Here is a 17963-nt window from a genome sequence, read left to right as displayed (position 1 = left end):
CGACCATACCTCGCCATGCATATCGCCCTGGCCCGCCTACGGCTTAAGCGGCAAGGTTCCGACCGAAGAAAGTCAGCGTCCTGTCCCAAGCTTGCTGCGCCCATACGGGATCGAACTGGCTGGTCAGCATGCGGCCAGATCCTATCGCTTCTTCATTGGCGAACGCGTGAGACGCCAGATAGCGATAGAACTCAATGTTCGCGCCCGCATCGCGCAGACGCTGCTCCAACTCATCGACCTTCGCAATGTCGAAATGTTGATCCTGAGTGGCCCAATGGCCTTGCAGAGGCACGGCGAGCTTGGACCCGTCAATGTATTCAAGAGGCGGGAATCCGTAGAACGTGACCGCCGCGTTCAGATTCGCATGCATACCGGCTGCCAGCACCGTCAAGGCACCGCCCATGCAGAATCCCATGCAACCCACCTTGGTCACGCGCGATTTCAGATATTTAATCGCGCCGCCGACATCCTGGCTGGCAGCATCCGCGAAATCCAGGCCGTCCATGAGGTGATGGGCTTCCTCCTGTTCGACCGTGGACTTCCCTCTATACAGATCGGGAACCAGCGCTAGATACCCAGCGTGGGCGAGCCTGTCGGCGACGCCCCGGATCTGTTTGTTCAAGCCCCACCATTCCTGGATCACGATCACCGCCGGTGCATTCAAGGGGCGCGCCGGTTCAGCGAGATAGCCCTGCAGCAGCTGACCATCTGGCCGCGCGAATTCAATCATTCCCATCAGGATTCCTTGTGTTCGTTGCGAAAGTGCGAACGATTTGCCCCGCAATATCCTCCGCGTCTTCTTCCAAAGCGAAATGTCCGGTCGGGTAGTAACGGACATCGGCAGCAGGCACGAAGCGCTTCACCGCGTCCGCGCCTGCTCGCGTAAAGATCGGATCGCCCACTCCCCATACGACAAGCGTCTTGGGCTGATATTTGGCCAGATACGCCTGCCAGACCGGATACTGGGAAAAATTCGACGGAATGTCGAGCTGCAGACTCGTCATCACCCGGACCCGCTCGGCATCCCTCATCACCCACTCGTCGACTGCCCAGGAAGCGGGGTCGAGTGCCTCTGGATGACGGGTGCCCTGATGATAAAGGAACTCCACAGTAGCGGGTGCGACACGCTTCTCGGTTTCACGGCGACGCTGTTCCGGCGGCAGCTTTTGGTTTGCCAGTATTGCGTTAAGGCGTTCGGGATTCCAGCCATCGAGACTGATGGGCGTGTTCTGAATCGCCAAGCCATCGACCCGTTCCGGGTGATGCAACGCCAAACGCATCCCGACCGGACCGCCGAAGTCCTGCTCGTACAGCACCGCATGACGGATCTTCATCTGCTCGACGAATCTCTCCATAACGCTCGCTACACCATCGAAGGTCGCCGGGAAACGAGACTCGGGGGGAGCATCGCTGAATCCCATTCCGGGATAATCAGGCGCGATGACGTGGAAGCGTTCTGAAAGCTTGGGGATAAGCGTGCGGAACATATGCGACGAGGACGGAAACCCATGCAACAACAGAATCGTCGGCGCCGTAACTACGCCTGCCTCGCGATAGAAAATGCGAATGCCGTCGACGTCCATGTAGCGCGTGGACACGTCGCTGGTTTCGGCCCTTGCCGACCCGCTGGCAATGGCAGTGACAAAAACAGCGAAAAAGACAATGAACCGTCTGAACATGGTCGTCACACCTTTGCGAAGGCCAGCAAGTCCGCATTCAACGCGTCCCTGTGGGTGTATTGCAAACCGTGCGAGCCGCCCTTGTAAACGACCAGCTTGGCATGCTTGATGAGTTCGACCGATCTCTGCCCTGAAATCTGCAGGGGCACGATCTGATCGTCGTCGCCATGGATGATCAATGTCGGGACCCTGATTTTTTTCAGGTCTGCGCGGAAATCCGTTTCTGAAAATGCGGAAATGGCGTCGTAGGCAGCCAGGATGCCCGTCGCCTGTCCCTGTCGCCAGTAATCGTCGCGGACGCCTTCGGACACCTTTGCGCCCGGCCGGTTGAAATTGTAATAGGGCATGCTGACCTCCTTGTTCCACTGGGAACGGTCGGTCTCGACCGCGGTCCGGAATGAATCAAAGAACGCTCGCGGCGCGCCGGCGGGGTTCGAATCCGTTTTCAGCAGAAACGGCGTGACGGCCGCGACCAATGCCAGCCGGGCGACACGGTGTGAACCGTGCCGGCTCAAGTAGCGTGCGACCTCGCCGCCGCCCATCGAATGGCCGACGAGCGTGATGTCCTTCAAATCCAGCGCTTCGATGAGTTCAGCAAGATCGTCGGCAAACGTATCGAAGTCGTATCCCGTACCTGGCTGGCTGGAACGCCCGAATCCTCGACGGTCATGCGCCACGACGCGATAACCGCGCTGCATGAGATACAGCATTTGCGCGCTCCAGGCATCGGATGACAAGGGATAGCCATGAGAAAAGACCACGGTCGGACCGGTTCCCCAGTCCTTGTAGAAAAGCCGGGTCCCATCTTTTGTGATGAGAGTGCCTCCACCCGTCCGGGCGTTGCCAGGGTGAGCCGCGGGAGGTTGACCGGCCTGTGCCTCCGTTACGGCGGCCAGCAGGCCTGCCGAAGAGGCCGCTGCCGCGGCGCCAAGAAGGACGTGGCGCCGGGAGGCGGCGAACGAAAATTGCGAGTTGGGCATGATGGAGGGACCTCAGGTCAAAAAGTAGTTCAATCAAAATTCTATCTATCACTAGATAGATTAATGACGGAACATTAGCCCTGAAATTCCTCAGTGTCAACCGTGGGCGCCGCCCGCTGACCTTCGATGTACATGAAAATGCACGCGGCGTCCCGCTTGTTGCCTACGCTTCCGAGGCCGAGGTGCCCGTGGTGGAATCCGGCTCCAACGCTTTGACCGTCGCCAGCCTTGTAAGGGCCTCGCGTACGCCTTCGCCGTATGCAGGGTCGGCCTTGGCGCAATTGGCGATGTGGCGTTCCTGGATGAATAGGGCAGCGCCGCCCACTGCTCGCGCAGTGTTGTCGAACAGGTTCTGCCGTTGCGCCTGGTTCATTAGCCGGAACAAGTCGCCCGGTTGCTGATAATGGTCGTCATCGACGCGATGGTCCCAATGATCCGCAGGGCCGTCGATATCCAGTGGCGGACCGTTGGTTTCAGGCTGATCTGCCCAGACACCCGCGCTGTTCGGATAATAGGTTGGCGTGCGCCCGAGATTGCCATCCGTGCGCATCGCGCCGTCGCGGTGATAGCTATGAACGGGACACTTGGGCGCGTTCACCGGGATCAGATGGTGATTGACGCCCAGACGGTAGCGCGCGGCATCGCCATAGGAAAACAGGCGGGCCTGCAACATCTTGTCCGGCGAAAACCCGATGCCGGGCACCACATGCGCCGGAGAAAAGGAGGCCTGCTCGACTTCAGCAAAAACGTTCTCGGGATTCTGGTTCAGCTCGAAGTAGCCGACCTCGATCAAGGGATAGTCTTTCTTCGACCACACCTTGGTCAGATCGAAGGGATTGAAGGGATGGGCCTTGGCCTGCGCGTCGGTCATCACCTGCACGAACATCGTCCAGCGCGGGTAATTGCCTTCTTCAATGCTCTGGAACAAATCCCGCTGATGCGACTCGCGATCCTTGCCGATCAGCGCTTCGGCCTCGTCATCGCCGAGGTTCGCGATGCCCTGCTGGGTGCGAAAGTGGAACTTTACCCACACCCTCTCATTCGCGGCATTGATAAAGCTGTAGGTATGGCTGCCGAAGCCGTGCATCTGGCGGAAATTTTTAGGCAGGCCCCGCTCGCTCATCACGATGGTGACTTGATGCAGCGCCTCTGGCAGCAACGTCCAGAAATCCCAGTTGTTGTCAGCGCTGCGCATGCCGGTACGCGGGTCGCGCTTGATGGCATGATTCAGATCGGGAAAACGCAACGGGTCGCGGAAGAAGAATACGGGAGTATTGTTGCCCACCATGTCCCAGTTGCCCTCGTCGGTATAGAACTTCAGCGCGAAACCACGGATATCCCGCTCGGCATCGGCGGCCCCGCGTTCGCCGGCAACCGTAGAAAAGCGCGCGAACATCTTCGTGGTCTTCCCTACTTCGGCAAATATCTTCGCTTTCGAGTACTTCGTGATGTCGTGCGTAACGGTGAAGGTGCCGAATGCGCCGGAGCCTTTGGCATGCATCCGGCGCTCCGGTATGACCTCGCGGTCGAAATGTGCGAGCTTCTCGATTAACCATACATCCTCGAGCAGCGCGGGGCCGCGTCGACCGGCGGTGAGGATGTTTACATTGTCGCTGACCGGTGCACCTGTGGCATGGGTCAGCTTGTCGGATTCATTGGGCATGACAGTCGTCCTGGAACGCGCGCCGGGATGGGATCTTGGAGGCGCGCGGGCTTCGTATGAAGATGCCCTTGATTTTCCGGGACGACTATTGCGGCCTGTTCGAACGAAACACGCCAGATACTGCCATTTCGCGCGTCAGGCAGACGCGCGGTGACGGTTCGTCAGCTGGCGACCACATCCAGCTTGGCGATACCCAGCGCCAGGGTCTTGGTGCCGACGTCGCGGAACTGGATCTGCGCCTGCGCATCCTGGCCGCTGCCACTCAAACCGACGATGGTGCCGTCGCCGAAACGCGCATGGCGCACGCCCATGCCGATACGGAATTGGCGGTCGCCCACCGTCACGCCGGTGGTGACCGAACGCGGGGTGCGCGGCGCGGCCATGCCGGTCGGCTTGCGGCCGAAAGCGTCGCGGGACGCGCCGCTCCAGCGGTCTTCACCGTAGCCGCCACCCTGGTTGCCGCCGTAGCCCTGGCTGACACCGCCCGTACGGGGGGTCAGCCATTTCAGATGCTGTTCCGGGATTTCGGTCAGGAAGCGCGAGCGCATGGCGTAGCGCGTCTGGCCATGCAGCATTCGGCTTTGCGCCAGGCTCAGATACAGCCGTTCGCGCGCGCGCGTGATGGCCACGTACATGAGACGGCGCTCCTCTTCCTGCCCGGATTGCTCCAGCAGGCTGTTCTCGTGCGGGAACAGGCCCTCTTCCAGACCCGAGATGAAGACCGCGTCGAACTCCAGACCCTTGGCGGCGTGCACGGTCATCAACTGCACCGCGTCCTGTCCGGCCTCGGCCTGATTGTCACCCGCTTCCAGCGCGGCATGCGACAGGAAGGCAGCCAGCGGCGTCAGCCCGCCATCGGCCGGCGCGCCAGGCAGGACTTCGCCCGTGGCCGCATCCGTGACGGGCGGCTCGTTCTGCGGCACCAGACCGGCCGGAAGGCCTTCAAAGTTTTCCTCGGCGGAGAACACCGTCGCGGCGGTGATCAGTTCGTTCAAGTTCTCGATACGCTCGGCGCCTTCGCGCTCGCCCTTGTAGTGATCGAGCAGGCCGCTACCGTGCAGCACGTGTTCGACCAGCTCCGGCAGGGGCAACTGGCGGGTTTCTTCGGCCATGCGCTGGATCAGCATGGCGAACTGTGCCAGGTTGGCCCCGCCCTTGCCAGGCACACGCGCCACTGCCGCGCACAGGCTGGTGTCCTGCGAACGCGCCGCGTCGGCCAATTGTTCCAGCGTGCGCGCCCCGATGCCGCGCGTCGGGAAATTCACCACGCGCATCCAGGACGTGTCGTCATCGGGATTGGCGAGCAGGCGCAGATACGCCAGCGCGTGCTTGATTTCCTGGCGCTCGAAAAAGCGCAGGCCGCCATAAACCTTGTAAGGGATGCCCGACGAAAACAGCGAGTGCTCCAGCACGCGCGACTGCGCGTTGCTGCGGTAGAGCACGGCGATCTCGCGCCGGGCGCGGCCGTCGTTGACCAGGGCGCGGATCTCGTCGACGATCCAGTGCGCCTCCATGCCGTCCGAGGGCTGCTCGATCACGCGGATGGGCTCGCCCTCCCCTTGCTCGGTCCAGAGATTCTTGCCCAGGCGGCCGCTGTTGTGATCGATCAGGGCATTGGCGGCATCCAGGATGTGGCCGTAGGAACGATAGTTCTGCTCCAGCCGGATAACGGTACCGTGCGCGTAGTCGCGCTCGAAGTCCGCCATATTGCCCACGTTGGCGCCGCGGAAGGCATAGATGGACTGGTCGTCGTCGCCCACCGCGAAGATGAAGGCGCCACCGCCCGCCAGCAGGCGCAGCCATTTGTACTGCAGCTTGTTGGTGTCCTGGAACTCGTCGACCAGGATGTGGCGGAAGCGGCGCTGGTAATGCTCGCGCACGGGCGCATTGCGGGCCAGCAATTCGTAGGCGCGCAACAGCAGTTCAGGGAAGTCCACCACGCCTTCGCGTTGGCACTGGGCTTCGTAGAGTTGGTAGATTTCGACCAGGCGCCGGCGATGTGCGTCCCAGACCTCGACGTCGTTGGGCCGTTCGCCCTCTTCCTTCGCGCCGTTGATGAAGCGCTGCACGTCACGGGGCGGGAATTTTTCGTCGTCGATACCGTTGGCTTTCAACAGGCGCTTGATGGCGGCCAGCTGGTCAGCGGTGTCGAGAATCTGGAAGGCTTGCGGCAAGCCGGCATCGCGATGATGCGCTCGCAGCAGGCGGTTGCAGAGGCCGTGGAAGGTACCTACCCACAGGCCACGCGTGTTGATGGGCAGCGTGGAGGTGAGGCGCGTGAGCATCTCGCGCGCCGCCTTGTTGGTGAACGTGACCGCCAACAGCCCAAATGGACTGGCCTGGCCGTTTTGAATCAGCCAGGCCATGCGGGTAATCAGAACCCGGGTCTTGCCGCTACCCGCCCCGGCCAAGACCAGGGCGTGTTGCGGTTCAAGTGTTACGGCTTCACGTTGTTGCGGATTTAGCTTCTCGATCATGCCTCGAATTATGCGGCATAACGACGCAGCCGTACCGCGAACTGCTCAAGACCTTCGATACCACTTTGTTGGGCGCGCTGGCACCAGGCCTGCAGATCACCCAGCAACTGCTCGCTGCTGGCGCTGGAGCTTTCCCACAGACGGCCCAGCTCGCGGCGCATCTGCACCAGGGTCGACAGCTTTTCGCTACGGGCGATGGCCTGGTCGACCTGGGCAACCTGTTCCGGTTGCAGCACGTCTTCGTTACGGTGCAGCCAGCTGCGCACACGGCGCAACATGGTGACGTCTTCGCTTTGCGGCGTCGACTTCAGCTTGGCCATTTCCTGGCGCGCCGTGCTCTTCACGATGTCGGCATAACGCGCCATGACTTCGTAGCGGTGGGTGATGACACCCTGCAGCGTGCTCAGGTCGATCATCGGCTTCTGGCCGTCTTCCAGCTTCAGCTTCGGCGCGACCTTCTTCACCTTCGCCAGGCGGAAGAAACGCAGGATGCTGATGTAGAACCAGCCGATATCGAACTCGTACCACTTCGACGAGAACTTGGCCGACGTGCCGTGGGCGTGGTGATTGTTGTGCAGCTCTTCGCCGCCGATCACGATGCCCCAGGGGAACACGTTGGTGCTGGTGTCCGGGCTGTTGTAGTTGCGGTAGCCCCAGAAGTGGCCGATACCGTTGACCACACCGGCCGCCCAGAAGGGAATCCAGGCCATTTGCACGGCCCACACCGTCACGCCCATGGCGCCGAACAGCAGGACGTCGATGGCCAGCATCGCCAGGATGCCGTACAGGCTGTGGCGCGAGTAGACATTGCGCTCAAGCCAGTCGTCGGGCGTGCCGTGGCCGAACTTGGCCATGGTTTCCTTGTTGTTCGATTCTTCGCGGTACAGCTCGGCGCCACGGAACAACACTTTCCAGATGCCGAACAGCATGGGCGAATGAGGATCGCCGTCGCGCTCGCACTTGGCGTGGTGCTTACGGTGAATGGCCACCCATTCCTTGGTGACCATGCCCGTCGTCATCCACAGCCAGAAGCGGAAGAAGTGCATGACAGCAGGATGCAGATCAAGCCCCCGGTGGGCTTGGCTGCGATGCAGGAAGACCGTGACGGAGACGATAGTGATATGCGTCATCACCAGCGTGAACGCGAGAATCTCCCACCAGGAAGATTGGGTCAGGCCGCCAGAGATGAAGGAAAGGATGTGATCCATAGACCGTGTGTGTGCCTCAAAATTGAGTACGGCGAGTGTAGCTCACCTTGTGGCGATATGACAGGGGCATTTCAAAATAGTTCGCCGCTTTTTTGACCATAATCAATGACGAAGGTTATCATTTCGCCGATTTTGACTGAGATTCAGCCCCACGCCAGCCACTACCGCCACCGCCACCGGCGCCCGCTCTGTACCACAAGCGCAACGCCTATGTTGTATTTCCCCTATTTTCAGCCATGCCCCTGCTCTGCACTACCCGCCGGATGACCGATTTGCCCCAACTTGGCACGCAAGCCGCGCGCCGGCTGCTGCCTGGATGGCGGGCGCTCCGACCCTATCTTGCGGCCGCCGGCCTGATTTCAATAGCGGGAATCGCCGTGGCGGCGCCGCCAGCCGGCACGGCCAGGAGCCCGCAGCCGCGCGCCTGGTCGGTGCCGCCCAGCAAAGCCACCCTGCTGGCGTCGTATTTCGAGATCGTCGACGCCAACTGCCGGCCCCTGATGGCGCCGACGGTCAGGATACTCAGCCGACCGGAACTGGGCGCGCTGACGGTCAGCACCGGCATCGGCCAGGCGGACAACCCACCGAAGTGCGCCAATATCCAGGTGCCTGTCACGCAAATCTATTATCAGGCCGGAAATCAGCTGGGACAGGACAATTTTTCCTGGGAAGTGCGCTTCCAGTCCCAGAACCTGGGCACCCAGCGGGTCCAGGGCGCCGTGGCAATCACGCCGGGCGCACGCTAGGACGGGCCGGGGCGCCGGCGTCGTCCTCGCGCGGCACGGGCTCCACGGCCGGCGGCACGTGGGGCAGGAAATCGCCCGCCACTTCGAACGCACACTCGGTGCGAGCGATTTCGATCAGGCGCGTCACCACGGGGTTGACCAGGCTCTTCTTGTAGACCGCGTAATAGTTGATGGTCGGCAGGGGCGGCAACACATTCAGCTGGCGCAAGGCGCCCCGCTCCACCAAAGGCGCGAAATACGCGCCGGGCAGATAGCTGATGCCCAGACCCAGCATGGTCAGCTGCGCCATCATCCCCAAACTGTTGCAGGTCAGCACGCGCTTGACGGACAAGCCCTGCTCGGCGAACCACGCGTCATACAGATGCGACAGCGCCGAATTGGTCGGCTGGGAAATCACCGGGTACGGCGCCAGGTCGCGCGGACTCAGGCTCGCGGAAGTATCGATGTCCAGCGTGGGACTGGCCATCCAGACGTTGGTGACCGCGCCCAGATGGGTGCAGTCGTATTGATGGCTCCAGAACGGGCCCGGCATGATGGCCAGGTCCAGCTGGTCCCGCTCAAGGCGTTCATACAGCGTGATGCCACCGTCGATGTCGGGCATCAGCTGCACGCGCGGATAGCGCAGGCTGATGTGCTTGATGAGCCGCGCCAGCCATGTCATGCCGACCAATTCGGTGACGCCCAGCCGGATCACCCCTTCGAAGCTGGCCGGATCCGCCATGTGCTGCACCAGGCGGCTGTTCAGGTCCAGCATCTGCCGGGCCAGGTCGAACAGCCGGCGCCCCTGCTGGGTCAGCACCAGGCGCCGGGCGTGGCGCTCGAACAGCGGCGCGCCGGCGAAGCCTTCCAGTTCACCGACCCGCTTGGCGACCGCCGATTGGGTGGTGTGCAGCTTGCGCGAGGACGCGCTGAAGCTGCCCAGTTCTGAACTCCAATAGAAAGCTTCTAGCTGCTTGAGGGTGTACATCGCGGCAGTGGACGCGTGGCGCATGAAAACCCCTCACCTTACCACTGGCTGATTCAACCGCGCGGATGCAGCACGTCGGCCAGGAAACGCTGGGCGCGCGGGTGGCGCGGCGCGCTGAAGAAATTCTCGGGCGTGTCCGCCTCGATGATCTCGCCCGCGTCCATGAACACCACGCGATCGCTGACGTCGCGCGCGAAACCCATTTCATGGGTCACGCACACCATGGTCATGCCATCCTTGGCCAGGCCTTTCATGACCTGCAGCACTTCGCCCACCATTTCCGGATCGAGCGCGCTGGTCGGCTCGTCGAACAGCATGACCGGCGGTTCCAGCGCCAGCGCGCGGGCGATGGCGACACGCTGCTGCTGCCCGCCCGACAGGGAACCGGGATACGCATCGATCTTGTGTTCCAGGCCGACGCGCGCGAGCAGCTGATGCGCGCGCTCCACGGCCTGCTTGCGCGACTGCTTGCGGATATTGACCGGCGCGTAGATGACGTTTTCCAGCACGCTCATGTGCGGGAACAGGTTGAACTGCTGGAACACGAAGCCGATCTTCTGGCGCAGGCCATTGAGATTCGCGCCCTTGGCATGAATGTCCGCGCCGTCGATCAGGATGCGGCCCTTGCCGATGGGTTCCAGGCGATTGATGGTGCGGATCATGGTGGACTTGCCCGACCCGGACGGGCCGCACACCACCAATACCTCGCCACGCTCGACGGACAGGTCGACATCCTTCAGGACGTGGTGATTGCCATACCACTTGTTTACTTTTTCAAGCTTGATCATTTGATTTTTCCTTCAGGCCATGGCGCGCGCGCGGCGTATGCGCAGATCCAGCCATCCGAGCCCGCGGCTCAAGCTGAAACACACCAGGAAATAGACGATGGCCAGGATGCCGAATACCTGCAGCGGCTTGGTCAGCACCAGGTTGTTGACCTGGTTGGCGGCGAACGTCAGTTCGTTGACGCTGATGACATAACCCAGCGAGGTTTCCTTGATCGTCGACACGAACTGGCTGGTCATGCTGGGCAGCACATTGAACAGCGCTTGCGGCAGCACCACCTTGCGCATGGTCGTCCAGTAGCCGACGCCGAGCGACCGCGACGCTTCGACCTGGCCGTGGGGCACCGCTTCGATGCCCGCGCGGATGACTTCGGACAGGTAGGCGCTTTCATAGACGACCAGCGCGACGATCAGGGTCCAGAAACCGCTGATCGCCTCGCCGGTAATCTTGGGCACGACGAAATAGGCCCAGAAGATCAGCATCAGCAAGGGCATGCCGCGCACGCCGACCACCAGGGTCTTGCTGACACCGCGCACCCAGGCGTAAGGGCTGACGCGCGCCAGGGCAATTCCGAGCGCCAGCGGCAGCGACAGCATCAGGCCGCAGAACGCCAGGATCAGGGTCATGGCCAGGCCGCCTAGCGGGCCGTGGGGATATTGGCCGACCAGCAGCAGAAGCCAATATTCTTTCAGGACGTCAAGCACCGTGGCCTCCGCGATTCAGTTTGTAGCGTGCATTGACGCGCCAGCCGATGAACATGATCAGCAGCGACCCCGCCAGGTACATGATGGTCGCCGCGGCGAACGTGGCGAAGGTGCGGTAGGTTTCGTTTTCGATCTCCCGCGCCTGGTACGTAAGCTCCATGACGCCGATCGCCATGGCCACGCTGGTGTTCTTGAACAGCAGCAGCGCCCGGCTGACCAAAGGCGGAATGGAGATGCGCACGGCCTGCGGCACGATGACGTAACGCATGCACTGCAGGTAGCTGGAGCCGAGTGCCCGAGCGGCCTCGAACTGGGTAAACGGGATGGCGCGCAAACCGCTGCGGATGTCTTCGGCGATATAGGCGGCAGAGCCCAGCGCCAGGGCAATGGCGGCCAGCGACATTTCGGCGTTGTGTTGGTACAGCCAGCCACGGAAGCCGTCGGGCAGCAGCTCCGGCATGCCGAAGTACCAGAACAGGACCTGCACCAGCAACGGGACGTTGCGGTGATATTCCACGTACGCGTCGACGAACCAGCGGCACGGCGCCAGCTCGGTGGCGCGCACGACGGTCAGCAGGATGGCCACGGCGAAGGCCATGACCCACGCCACCAGGAAGAGCTGCACGGTGGTCACCATGCCGCTCAGCAGCGTTTGATATTGGGAAGCGTCAAGTAAGCTCATAAACAGGCGTCTCGTTGCGGGAATCTCGGCCCCGAATCTCTGCCTCTCATGCAAACCGGGCGGCGCGGCGTAGGGCCGGCCGCCCGGGCAAGGCGGTGGCGATCAACCGGCGATGGGCGCGATCTTGAAGCTGCGCTGCAGCTTGTACTGCGTCTGCGCGCCGAACCACTTTTCGAACAGCTGAGCGGCCGCGCCGGAAGCTTCGGCGCCGTCCAGCGCCTGGTTCACGGCTTCCAGGAAACGCGGCTCGGACTTGCGCACGCCCAGGCCCCAGGACTCATCGAACACCGACTTGGGAATGATGCTCACGGGCGCGGTGGGCGGGCTCTGCAGCTGCAGGCGCACCAGCACCAGTTCGGACGCGAACTGGGCGTCGACCTTCTTCTGCTGCAAGGCCAGGTAGGCGGACGAGCTGTCGCCGAAGCCCAGCACCTGCGACTTGTCGAGGATGCGCTTGATTTCGCGCTCCGAGCTGGAACCCTTGGTGGCGGCGACGCGGTGCCCGTTGACCGCTTCCACGGTCGCCAGGTCCGAATCCTTGCGCACCAGCAGCTTTTGCGGGCTGACGTAGTAGGCATGGCTGAAGGCGATCTGCTCGGCGCGGTCCGGGGAGTAACCCAGGTTGGCGGCCAGGATGTCGACGCGGCCTTCGTTCAGTTCGGGAACGCGGGCGGCCACCGACAACAGCTTGTAGTTGATCTTCACGCCCAGCTTGTCGGCCACCAGCTTGCAGACGTCAACGTCATAACCCACGAGTTGGCGCGTGGCGGCGTCCTGGAAGCTGAAGGGTTGCGACGTGCCCAGCGTGCCGCAGACCAGCTCGCCCTTGGCCTTGATGTCGTCAAGCTGGTCGGCCTGCGCGGTGACGCCCAGGGTCAGCATGGCCAGGCCCAGGCCGGCGGCCATCAGGATGTTGCGTTTCATGGAGAACTCCCCTTGTGGATTGTGTGAACGTTGGGAAAAGCGCCGTCAGGCCAGACGGGCGCAGGCCGCGCGGATGGCCGAGCAGCCCTGCCGGATGTCATCCAGCGAAGCCGCGAAGGACAGGCGGAACGTGCCGGGCGCGCCATAGGCGTGACCGTCGATCACCGCCACGCCGGCTTCGCGCAACAGGTAGTGCGTGAGATCGGTGTCGCTGTGGATCGTGGCGCCGTCGGGCGTCTTGCGGCCCAACAGGCCGGAGCAGTCCGGGAAGACGTAGAACGCGCCCTGCGGCACGACGATATCCAGGCCCGGGGTGCCCGACAGTTCGGCAATGGCCAGGTCGCGGCGTTCGCGGAAGACACGCGTGAATTCCGTCACGCAGTCTTGCGGACCCGACAGGGCTTCGACGGCCGCGGCCTGGCTGACCGAAGATGCGCCGGACGTGCTCTGGGACTGCAGGATGGCCATGGCCTTGATCAGTTCATCCGGACCGGCGCCGTAGCCGATACGCCAGCCCGTCATGGCATACGCCTTGGACACGCCGTTGATCACCAGGGTGCGGTCGGCCAGTTCGGGCGCGACCTGCAGGGGATGCACGGTGGGCGTGTCGGTGAAGTTCAGGCGGGCGTAGATGTCGTCGGTCATCAGCCAGACGTGCGGATGGCGCTTGAGCACGTCGGTCAGGCCGCGCAATTCGGCTTCAGTGTAGACGGAACCCGTGGGATTGCTCGGGGCGTTCATCATCAGCCACTTGGTGCGCGGCGTGATGGCGCTTTCCAGGGCCTGCGGCGTGAGCTTGTAATCGGTGGCCGGCGTGGTCGGCACGGTGATGGGCGTGCCGCCGTTGACCAGCACCATGTCCGGGTAGGAAACCCAGAACGGCGCGGGGATCAGGACCTCGTCACCTTCGTTCAAGGTGGCGGCCAGGCCGTTGAAGATGACCTGCTTGGCGCCGGTGCCCACGATGATCCGGGGCACGGGGTAGTCGATGCCGGTGGCGGCGCGCAGTTCGGCGCTGGCGGCACGGCGCAGGGCCACGGTGCCCTGGGCGGGCGGATACTTGGTCTCGCCGCGCGCCATGGCGGCGGTGGCGGCCTGGCAGATGTGCTGGGGCGTGCCGAAGTCGGGCTCGCCGATGGTCAGGTCGATGATGCGGCGGCCCTGCTCACGCAGCTCGGCGATGATGGCGCGCGCGGCGACGCTGGGCGACAGCTTGATGCGCTTGATGCGGTCGGCGACGATGCTCATTGGGTGCCTCCACGCTTTTCGGTCAGGGTCTTTTCGAGCCAGGGCTTGGTGTAGGTGCCGGCGCGCAGCTTCTCCTTGGAGACGGCTTCGTCGGCTTCCTTCTTTTGCGCCAGCTTCAGGACGGCGGCAGCATGCTCGGCGGGGATCACCACCACGCCATCGGCGTCGCCGACGATGACATCGCCCGCGTTGACGACCTGGCCGCCGACGCTGACCGGGACGTTGATCTCACCGGGACCATCCTTGTAGGGGCCCTTGTGGTTGACGGCGCGCGCGAAGCAGCCGAAATCGTTGACGGCGAACACGTCGGCGTCGCGGACGGCGCCATCGATGACGAAACCGGCAACGCCGCGGTTCTGGGCGTCCATCATCATCAGTTCGCCGACCAGGGCGTTGGCGATCTCGCCACCGCCGTCGACGACGATCACGTCGCCCTTCTCGGCCAGGGAGATGGCCTGATGGATCATCAGGTTATCGCCGGGACGGGTCTTGACCGTCAGGGCCAGGCCGACGATGCGGCGCGCGCCGGCGTGCATGGGGTGCAGGCCCACGATGCCGTACAGGCGGTTCATGCAGTCGCTGATCTGGGCCGAGCCGATTTCGGAGAAGCCGGCCAGGGTGGCGGCGTCCACGGCTTGCGCCGTGCGGGGGAGTATGCGGAATCCGATGGGGGTCATGTGGGTGTAACGCGGTGCGTGAGGCTGAGGACGAATAGGCCGCATTACACGGGGGATGAGCTCATCCGCAAAACGATATAAATTCCCGGTTATGTACGAAATTTTTTCGTAGGTGACACTGATCATAGGAGAGGGGCGCCGTTGGCGCCCCTCTTTTTGGGTGGTCGAGGTGATGTCGTCTAGGGAAATCCCCTAGGGGTAGGCGGGTGTGCGCCGCCTGGCTGCTCGGCTGCTGGCTCGGGATTGACCCCGGCCGGAAGCCGGGCTGGGTCAGGGCCTGAGCCCCGCGGACTCGCTGCCTGGCCCTTTGCCCTTTGCCCTTTGCCCTTTGCCCTTTGCCCTTGGCCCTTTGCCCTTGGCCCTTTGCCCTTGGCCCTTTGCCCTTGGCCCTTTGCCCTTGGCCCTTTGCCCTTGGCCCTTTGCCCTTGGCCCTTTGCCCGCGGCCAAGCCCGCGCGGCGCGCCGCGGCGAAGCCGGCGGCGGGACGCCTGAGCGGCTTACGCCTTGTCGGCGGGGGGTTGGCCGGCTTCGGGGACCGGGACTTCTTCCGGGCTTGCGTCGGTTTCCAGTTCCGCCGGGGCGGCGTCGGCACCGCCATCGACTTCAGCGCCGGTGGCCGAGTCGGCGACCGCGTCGACCGTGGCGGATGCCGCGGCGGCCTTGACGACGGCTTCGGCCTCTTCCTCGGCGACGCGCGCCGGGGTCTTGCGGCGTTCGAACACGGCGGCGAAGAAGCCGTCGGTGCCATGGACGTCAGGCCGCAGCTGGACGTAAGGGCCGGCCAGGATCAGGCCGTCGCAACGCGCCGTCAGCAAGGCGGCCGCGTCCACACGCTCGAATTCCGGATGCGCGGCCAGGAAGATTTCCGCCTGCGCTTCGTTTTCCTCGGGCAGCAGGCTGCACGTGGCGTACACCAGCCGGCCCCCCGGCGCCACGCAACGCGCGGCCGACGACAGGATGCGCGATTGCAGCGCGCACAACTCGGCCAGGGCATCGGGATGCTGGCGCCACTTCAGATCCGGATTGCGACGCAGGGTGCCGATACCGCTGCAAGGCGCGTCGACCAGTACCCGTTGCGCCTTGCCGGCCAGGCGCTTGACGCGAGCGTCGTTCTCGCTGTCGATGACGACCGGAACCACGTTGGACAAGCCGCTGCGGGCGAAACGCGGTTTGGCCTTGGTCAGGCGCGACGCGGACACGTCGAAGGCATACAGCCGGCCGGTCGAACGCATCAGCGCGCCCAGCAGCAGGGTCTTGCCGCCGGCGCCGGCGCAGAAGTCGATGACCATTTCGCCCCGGCGCGGAGCGACCAGCAAGGCCAGCAGCTGGCTGCCCTCGTCCTGGACTTCGATGCCGCCGGCTTCGAACAGCGGCCAACGGTTGATGGACGGCCGGCCCTGCAGGCGGATGCCCCAGGGCGAATAGGGCGACGCCTGCGGGGCGTAACGCGATTCGGGGCCGACCTGCATGGCGCCCAGCACTTCATCGCGGTCGGTTTTCAGCGGGTTGACGCGGATGTCCAGGGGAGCCTGTTGATTCAGGGCATCGATCAGGGCATCGGGATCTTCCAGGGCGCCCAGGCGCTCGTCCAGCCAGTCCGGCAGGCTTTCGCGCACCGCGCGGGGCAAGGAGGCGGGGTCGATGGTGGCGACGTGGTCCAGCCATTCGCCTTCGGTCGGCGCCAGGCCGGACTCCAGCTCGCCGCGGCCTTGCGTTGCGGCCAGGCCCAGCACGGCCAGGCGGCGCGAGGCGGGGCCGACGCCGCTTTCGGCGTAGTGGCGATAGCGGCGCAGATTGCGCAGGACGTCGAAGACGGCTTCGGCGACTTCGGAGCGGTCGTTGGCGCCCAGCTCGCGGTGGGCGCGCAGCCAGCGCGACAGCGTCGCGTCGGCCGGCCATTGCCATTGCAGAATCTCGCCGAGCACGCTTTTCACTTGCTCGATGCGGACACCGGCCATGGTGAGCGCGGTGGTGTCAGTAGCCCCGTAACGGGAGTCGCGCTGGGCGCGCGGGCCGCGGGAATCACGGGAGTCGCCGCCGTCGCGGGGACCGCGGCTTTCCCAGCCGCCACGGCTGTCGCCGCCTTCGCGGCTACCGCGCGAGTCGCGGCCAGCGCCGGCATCACGGCCGGCGCCGCCGTCGCGCGGACCACGGCTTTCCCAGCCGCCACGGCTGTCGCCGCCCTCGCGGCTACCGCGCGAGTCGCGGCCAGCGCCGGCATCGCGGCCGCCACCGCCGTCGCGGGGACCACGGTTTTCCCAGCCGCCACGGCTGTCGCCGCCCTCGCGGCTACCGCGCGAGTCGCGGCCAGCGCCGGCATCGCGGCCAGCCTCGCGGCCGGCGCCGCCGTCGCGCGGACCGCGGCTTTCCCAGCCGCCACGGCTGTCGCCGCCCTCGCGGCTACCGCGCGAGTCGCGGCCAGCGCCGGCATCGCGGCCGCCACCGCCGTCGCGGGGACCACGGTTTTCCCAACCGCCACGGTTGTCGCCGCCTTCGCGGCTACCGCGCGAGTCGCGGCCAGCGCCGGCATCGCGGCCAGCCTCGCGGCCGCCACCGCCGTCGCGGGGACCGCGGCTTTCCCAGCCGCCACGGCTGTCGCCGCCCTCGCGGCTACCGCGCGAATCGCGGCCAGCGCCGGCATCGCGGCCGGCGCCGCCGTCGCGCGGACCGCGGCTTTCCCAGCCGCCACGGCTGTCGCCGCCTTCGCGGCTACCGCGCGAGTCGCGGCCAGCGCCGGCATCACGGCCGGCGCCGCCGTCGCGCGGACCGCGGCTTTCCCAGCCGCCGCGGCTGTCGCCGCCCTCACGGCTACCGCGCGAGTCGCGGCCGCCGCCTTCGCGGGCATCGCCGCGAGCAGGGCCCCTGGTGGCGGCGCCCGGACGCGGGGCGGAAGTGCGGCGATTGGAGTTTCGCGGATTATTCATGGTGTTCCCAGATGACGAGCCGCCTCACGCGACTCGCAATTCAAAAAAATACTGCAACGACGACCCCACAGGAACCGTCGTGCCACGCTGCGCCGGCATGCTTCGATGCCCGCGCCAATTAAATTCATTTGCTACTTGCTTCGGCAGCCGCAACAACCAACGACGCCTGTTCCTGTGGGCAGCCGTGCCAACCAGCAACGCCTGCTCCATTGGGCAGCCGCGCCAACCAACAAAGCCTGTTCCATCGGGCAGCCGCGCCAACCACTAACGCCTGTTCCATTGGACAGCCGCGCCAACCG

15 protein-coding genes are annotated in these 17963 nt (G+C 64.4%); 1 reads left to right on the top strand and 14 read right to left on the bottom strand.

Annotated elements, in window-relative coordinates; all coding sequences use genetic code 11:
- Positions 1–43 precede the first annotated feature (43 nt).
- The 6 genes from ASB57_RS03765 to ASB57_RS03740 form a co-directional block, all read right to left on the bottom strand.
- The gene (locus ASB57_RS03765; protein WP_057650677.1) at positions 44–730 is read right to left on the bottom strand and encodes a dienelactone hydrolase family protein; all 687 of its coding nucleotides are present in this window, start codon (positions 728–730) and stop codon (positions 44–46) included.
- Complete coding sequence (locus ASB57_RS03760) at positions 723–1679, bottom strand: alpha/beta fold hydrolase (protein WP_156414052.1); 957 nt, start codon at positions 1677–1679, stop codon at positions 723–725. The genes ASB57_RS03765 and ASB57_RS03760 overlap by 8 nt, the downstream gene beginning before the upstream one ends.
- A gap of 5 nt (positions 1680–1684) precedes the next feature.
- Complete coding sequence (locus ASB57_RS03755) at positions 1685–2659, bottom strand: alpha/beta fold hydrolase (protein ID WP_057650673.1); 975 nt, start codon at positions 2657–2659, stop codon at positions 1685–1687.
- 163 nt (positions 2660–2822) lie between these two features.
- A complete protein-coding gene (locus ASB57_RS03750) occupies positions 2823–4322 on the bottom strand; it encodes a catalase (RefSeq protein WP_057650671.1) in 1500 nt (499 codons plus the stop codon).
- Between the two features lie 161 nt (positions 4323–4483).
- Positions 4484–6799, bottom strand: coding sequence for a UvrD-helicase domain-containing protein (locus ASB57_RS03745; protein ID WP_057650670.1), 2316 nt, complete (start codon positions 6797–6799; stop codon positions 4484–4486).
- Between the two features lie 8 nt (positions 6800–6807).
- Entirely contained in the window at positions 6808–8007 is a 1200-nt protein-coding gene (locus tag ASB57_RS03740) for a fatty acid desaturase (RefSeq protein WP_057650668.1), read from the bottom strand.
- A 263-nt stretch (positions 8008–8270) separates the two neighbouring features.
- Between ASB57_RS03740 and ASB57_RS03735 the strand changes: the two genes are divergently transcribed.
- The gene (locus ASB57_RS03735) at positions 8271–8753 is read left to right on the top strand and encodes a hypothetical protein (RefSeq protein ID WP_057650667.1); all 483 of its coding nucleotides are present in this window, start codon (positions 8271–8273) and stop codon (positions 8751–8753) included.
- Here ASB57_RS03735 and ASB57_RS03730 read toward each other — a convergent pair.
- From ASB57_RS03730 to ASB57_RS31840, 8 genes are all read right to left on the bottom strand, one after another.
- A complete protein-coding gene (locus ASB57_RS03730) occupies positions 8734–9744 on the bottom strand; it encodes a LysR family transcriptional regulator (RefSeq protein ID WP_156414051.1) in 1011 nt (336 codons plus the stop codon). The genes ASB57_RS03735 and ASB57_RS03730 overlap by 20 nt on opposite strands.
- A 29-nt stretch (positions 9745–9773) precedes the next feature.
- Positions 9774–10508, bottom strand: coding sequence for an amino acid ABC transporter ATP-binding protein (locus ASB57_RS03725; RefSeq protein WP_057650665.1), 735 nt, complete (start codon positions 10506–10508; stop codon positions 9774–9776).
- A 12-nt stretch (positions 10509–10520) separates the two neighbouring features.
- Entirely contained in the window at positions 10521–11210 is a 690-nt protein-coding gene (locus ASB57_RS03720; protein WP_057650664.1) for an amino acid ABC transporter permease, read from the bottom strand.
- Positions 11203–11892, bottom strand: a complete 690-nt coding sequence (locus ASB57_RS03715) for an amino acid ABC transporter permease (RefSeq protein ID WP_057650662.1) — start codon at positions 11890–11892, stop codon at positions 11203–11205. Before ASB57_RS03715 ends, ASB57_RS03720 begins: the two co-directional genes overlap by 8 nt.
- Positions 11893–11994: 102 nt before the next feature.
- The gene (locus tag ASB57_RS03710; protein WP_057650660.1) at positions 11995–12816 is read right to left on the bottom strand and encodes an ABC transporter substrate-binding protein; all 822 of its coding nucleotides are present in this window, start codon (positions 12814–12816) and stop codon (positions 11995–11997) included.
- Positions 12817–12861: 45 nt separating this feature from the next.
- Positions 12862–14064: an aminotransferase class I/II-fold pyridoxal phosphate-dependent enzyme gene (locus ASB57_RS03705; RefSeq protein WP_057650659.1), complete on the bottom strand. Its 1203-nt coding sequence runs from the start codon at positions 14062–14064 to the stop codon at positions 12862–12864.
- A complete protein-coding gene (locus ASB57_RS03700) occupies positions 14061–14741 on the bottom strand; it encodes an RraA family protein (RefSeq protein WP_057650658.1) in 681 nt (226 codons plus the stop codon). Before ASB57_RS03700 ends, ASB57_RS03705 begins: the two co-directional genes overlap by 4 nt.
- 496 nt (positions 14742–15237) lie before the next feature.
- Positions 15238–16665 carry an RsmB/NOP family class I SAM-dependent RNA methyltransferase gene (locus ASB57_RS31840; RefSeq protein WP_057655891.1) on the bottom strand — a complete coding sequence of 476 codons (1428 nt, stop codon included), beginning with the start codon at positions 16663–16665 and terminating at the stop codon, positions 15238–15240.
- Between the last annotated feature and the right edge of the window lie 1298 nt (positions 16666–17963).

Source organism: Bordetella sp. N (assembly GCF_001433395.1).
In the GTDB taxonomy this organism is placed as follows: Bacteria; Pseudomonadota; Gammaproteobacteria; order Burkholderiales; family Burkholderiaceae_B; genus Bordetella_C.
Note: the sequence above shows the minus strand (reverse complement) of the source record. Positions and strands in the feature narration are given on the sequence as shown.

Bases quoted from the DNA above. Each gene is read 5' to 3' on its own strand.
- ASB57_RS03715 (WP_057650662.1), bottom strand. From the start codon at position 11,892: ATGAGCTTACTTGACGCTTCCCAATATCAAACGCTGCTGAGCGGCATG.
- ASB57_RS03745 (WP_057650670.1), bottom strand. From the start codon at position 6,799: ATGATCGAGAAGCTAAATCCGCAACAACGTGAAGCCGTAACACTTGAA.
- ASB57_RS03760 (WP_156414052.1), bottom strand. From the start codon at position 1,679: ATGTTCAGACGGTTCATTGTCTTTTTCGCTGTTTTTGTCACTGCCATT.
- ASB57_RS03725 (WP_057650665.1), bottom strand. From the start codon at position 10,508: ATGATCAAGCTTGAAAAAGTAAACAAGTGGTATGGCAATCACCACGTC.
- ASB57_RS03705 (WP_057650659.1), bottom strand. From the start codon at position 14,064: ATGAGCATCGTCGCCGACCGCATCAAGCGCATCAAGCTGTCGCCCAGC.
- ASB57_RS03750 (WP_057650671.1), bottom strand. From the start codon at position 4,322: ATGCCCAATGAATCCGACAAGCTGACCCATGCCACAGGTGCACCGGTC.
- ASB57_RS03755 (WP_057650673.1), bottom strand. From the start codon at position 2,659: ATGCCCAACTCGCAATTTTCGTTCGCCGCCTCCCGGCGCCACGTCCTT.
- ASB57_RS03765 (WP_057650677.1), bottom strand. From the start codon at position 730: ATGATTGAATTCGCGCGGCCAGATGGTCAGCTGCTGCAGGGCTATCTC.
- ASB57_RS03710 (WP_057650660.1), bottom strand. From the start codon at position 12,816: ATGAAACGCAACATCCTGATGGCCGCCGGCCTGGGCCTGGCCATGCTG.
- ASB57_RS03730 (WP_156414051.1), bottom strand. From the start codon at position 9,744: ATGCGCCACGCGTCCACTGCCGCGATGTACACCCTCAAGCAGCTAGAA.
- ASB57_RS03700 (WP_057650658.1), bottom strand. From the start codon at position 14,741: ATGACCCCCATCGGATTCCGCATACTCCCCCGCACGGCGCAAGCCGTG.
- ASB57_RS03735 (WP_057650667.1), top strand. From the start codon at position 8,271: ATGACCGATTTGCCCCAACTTGGCACGCAAGCCGCGCGCCGGCTGCTG.
- ASB57_RS03740 (WP_057650668.1), bottom strand. From the start codon at position 8,007: ATGGATCACATCCTTTCCTTCATCTCTGGCGGCCTGACCCAATCTTCC.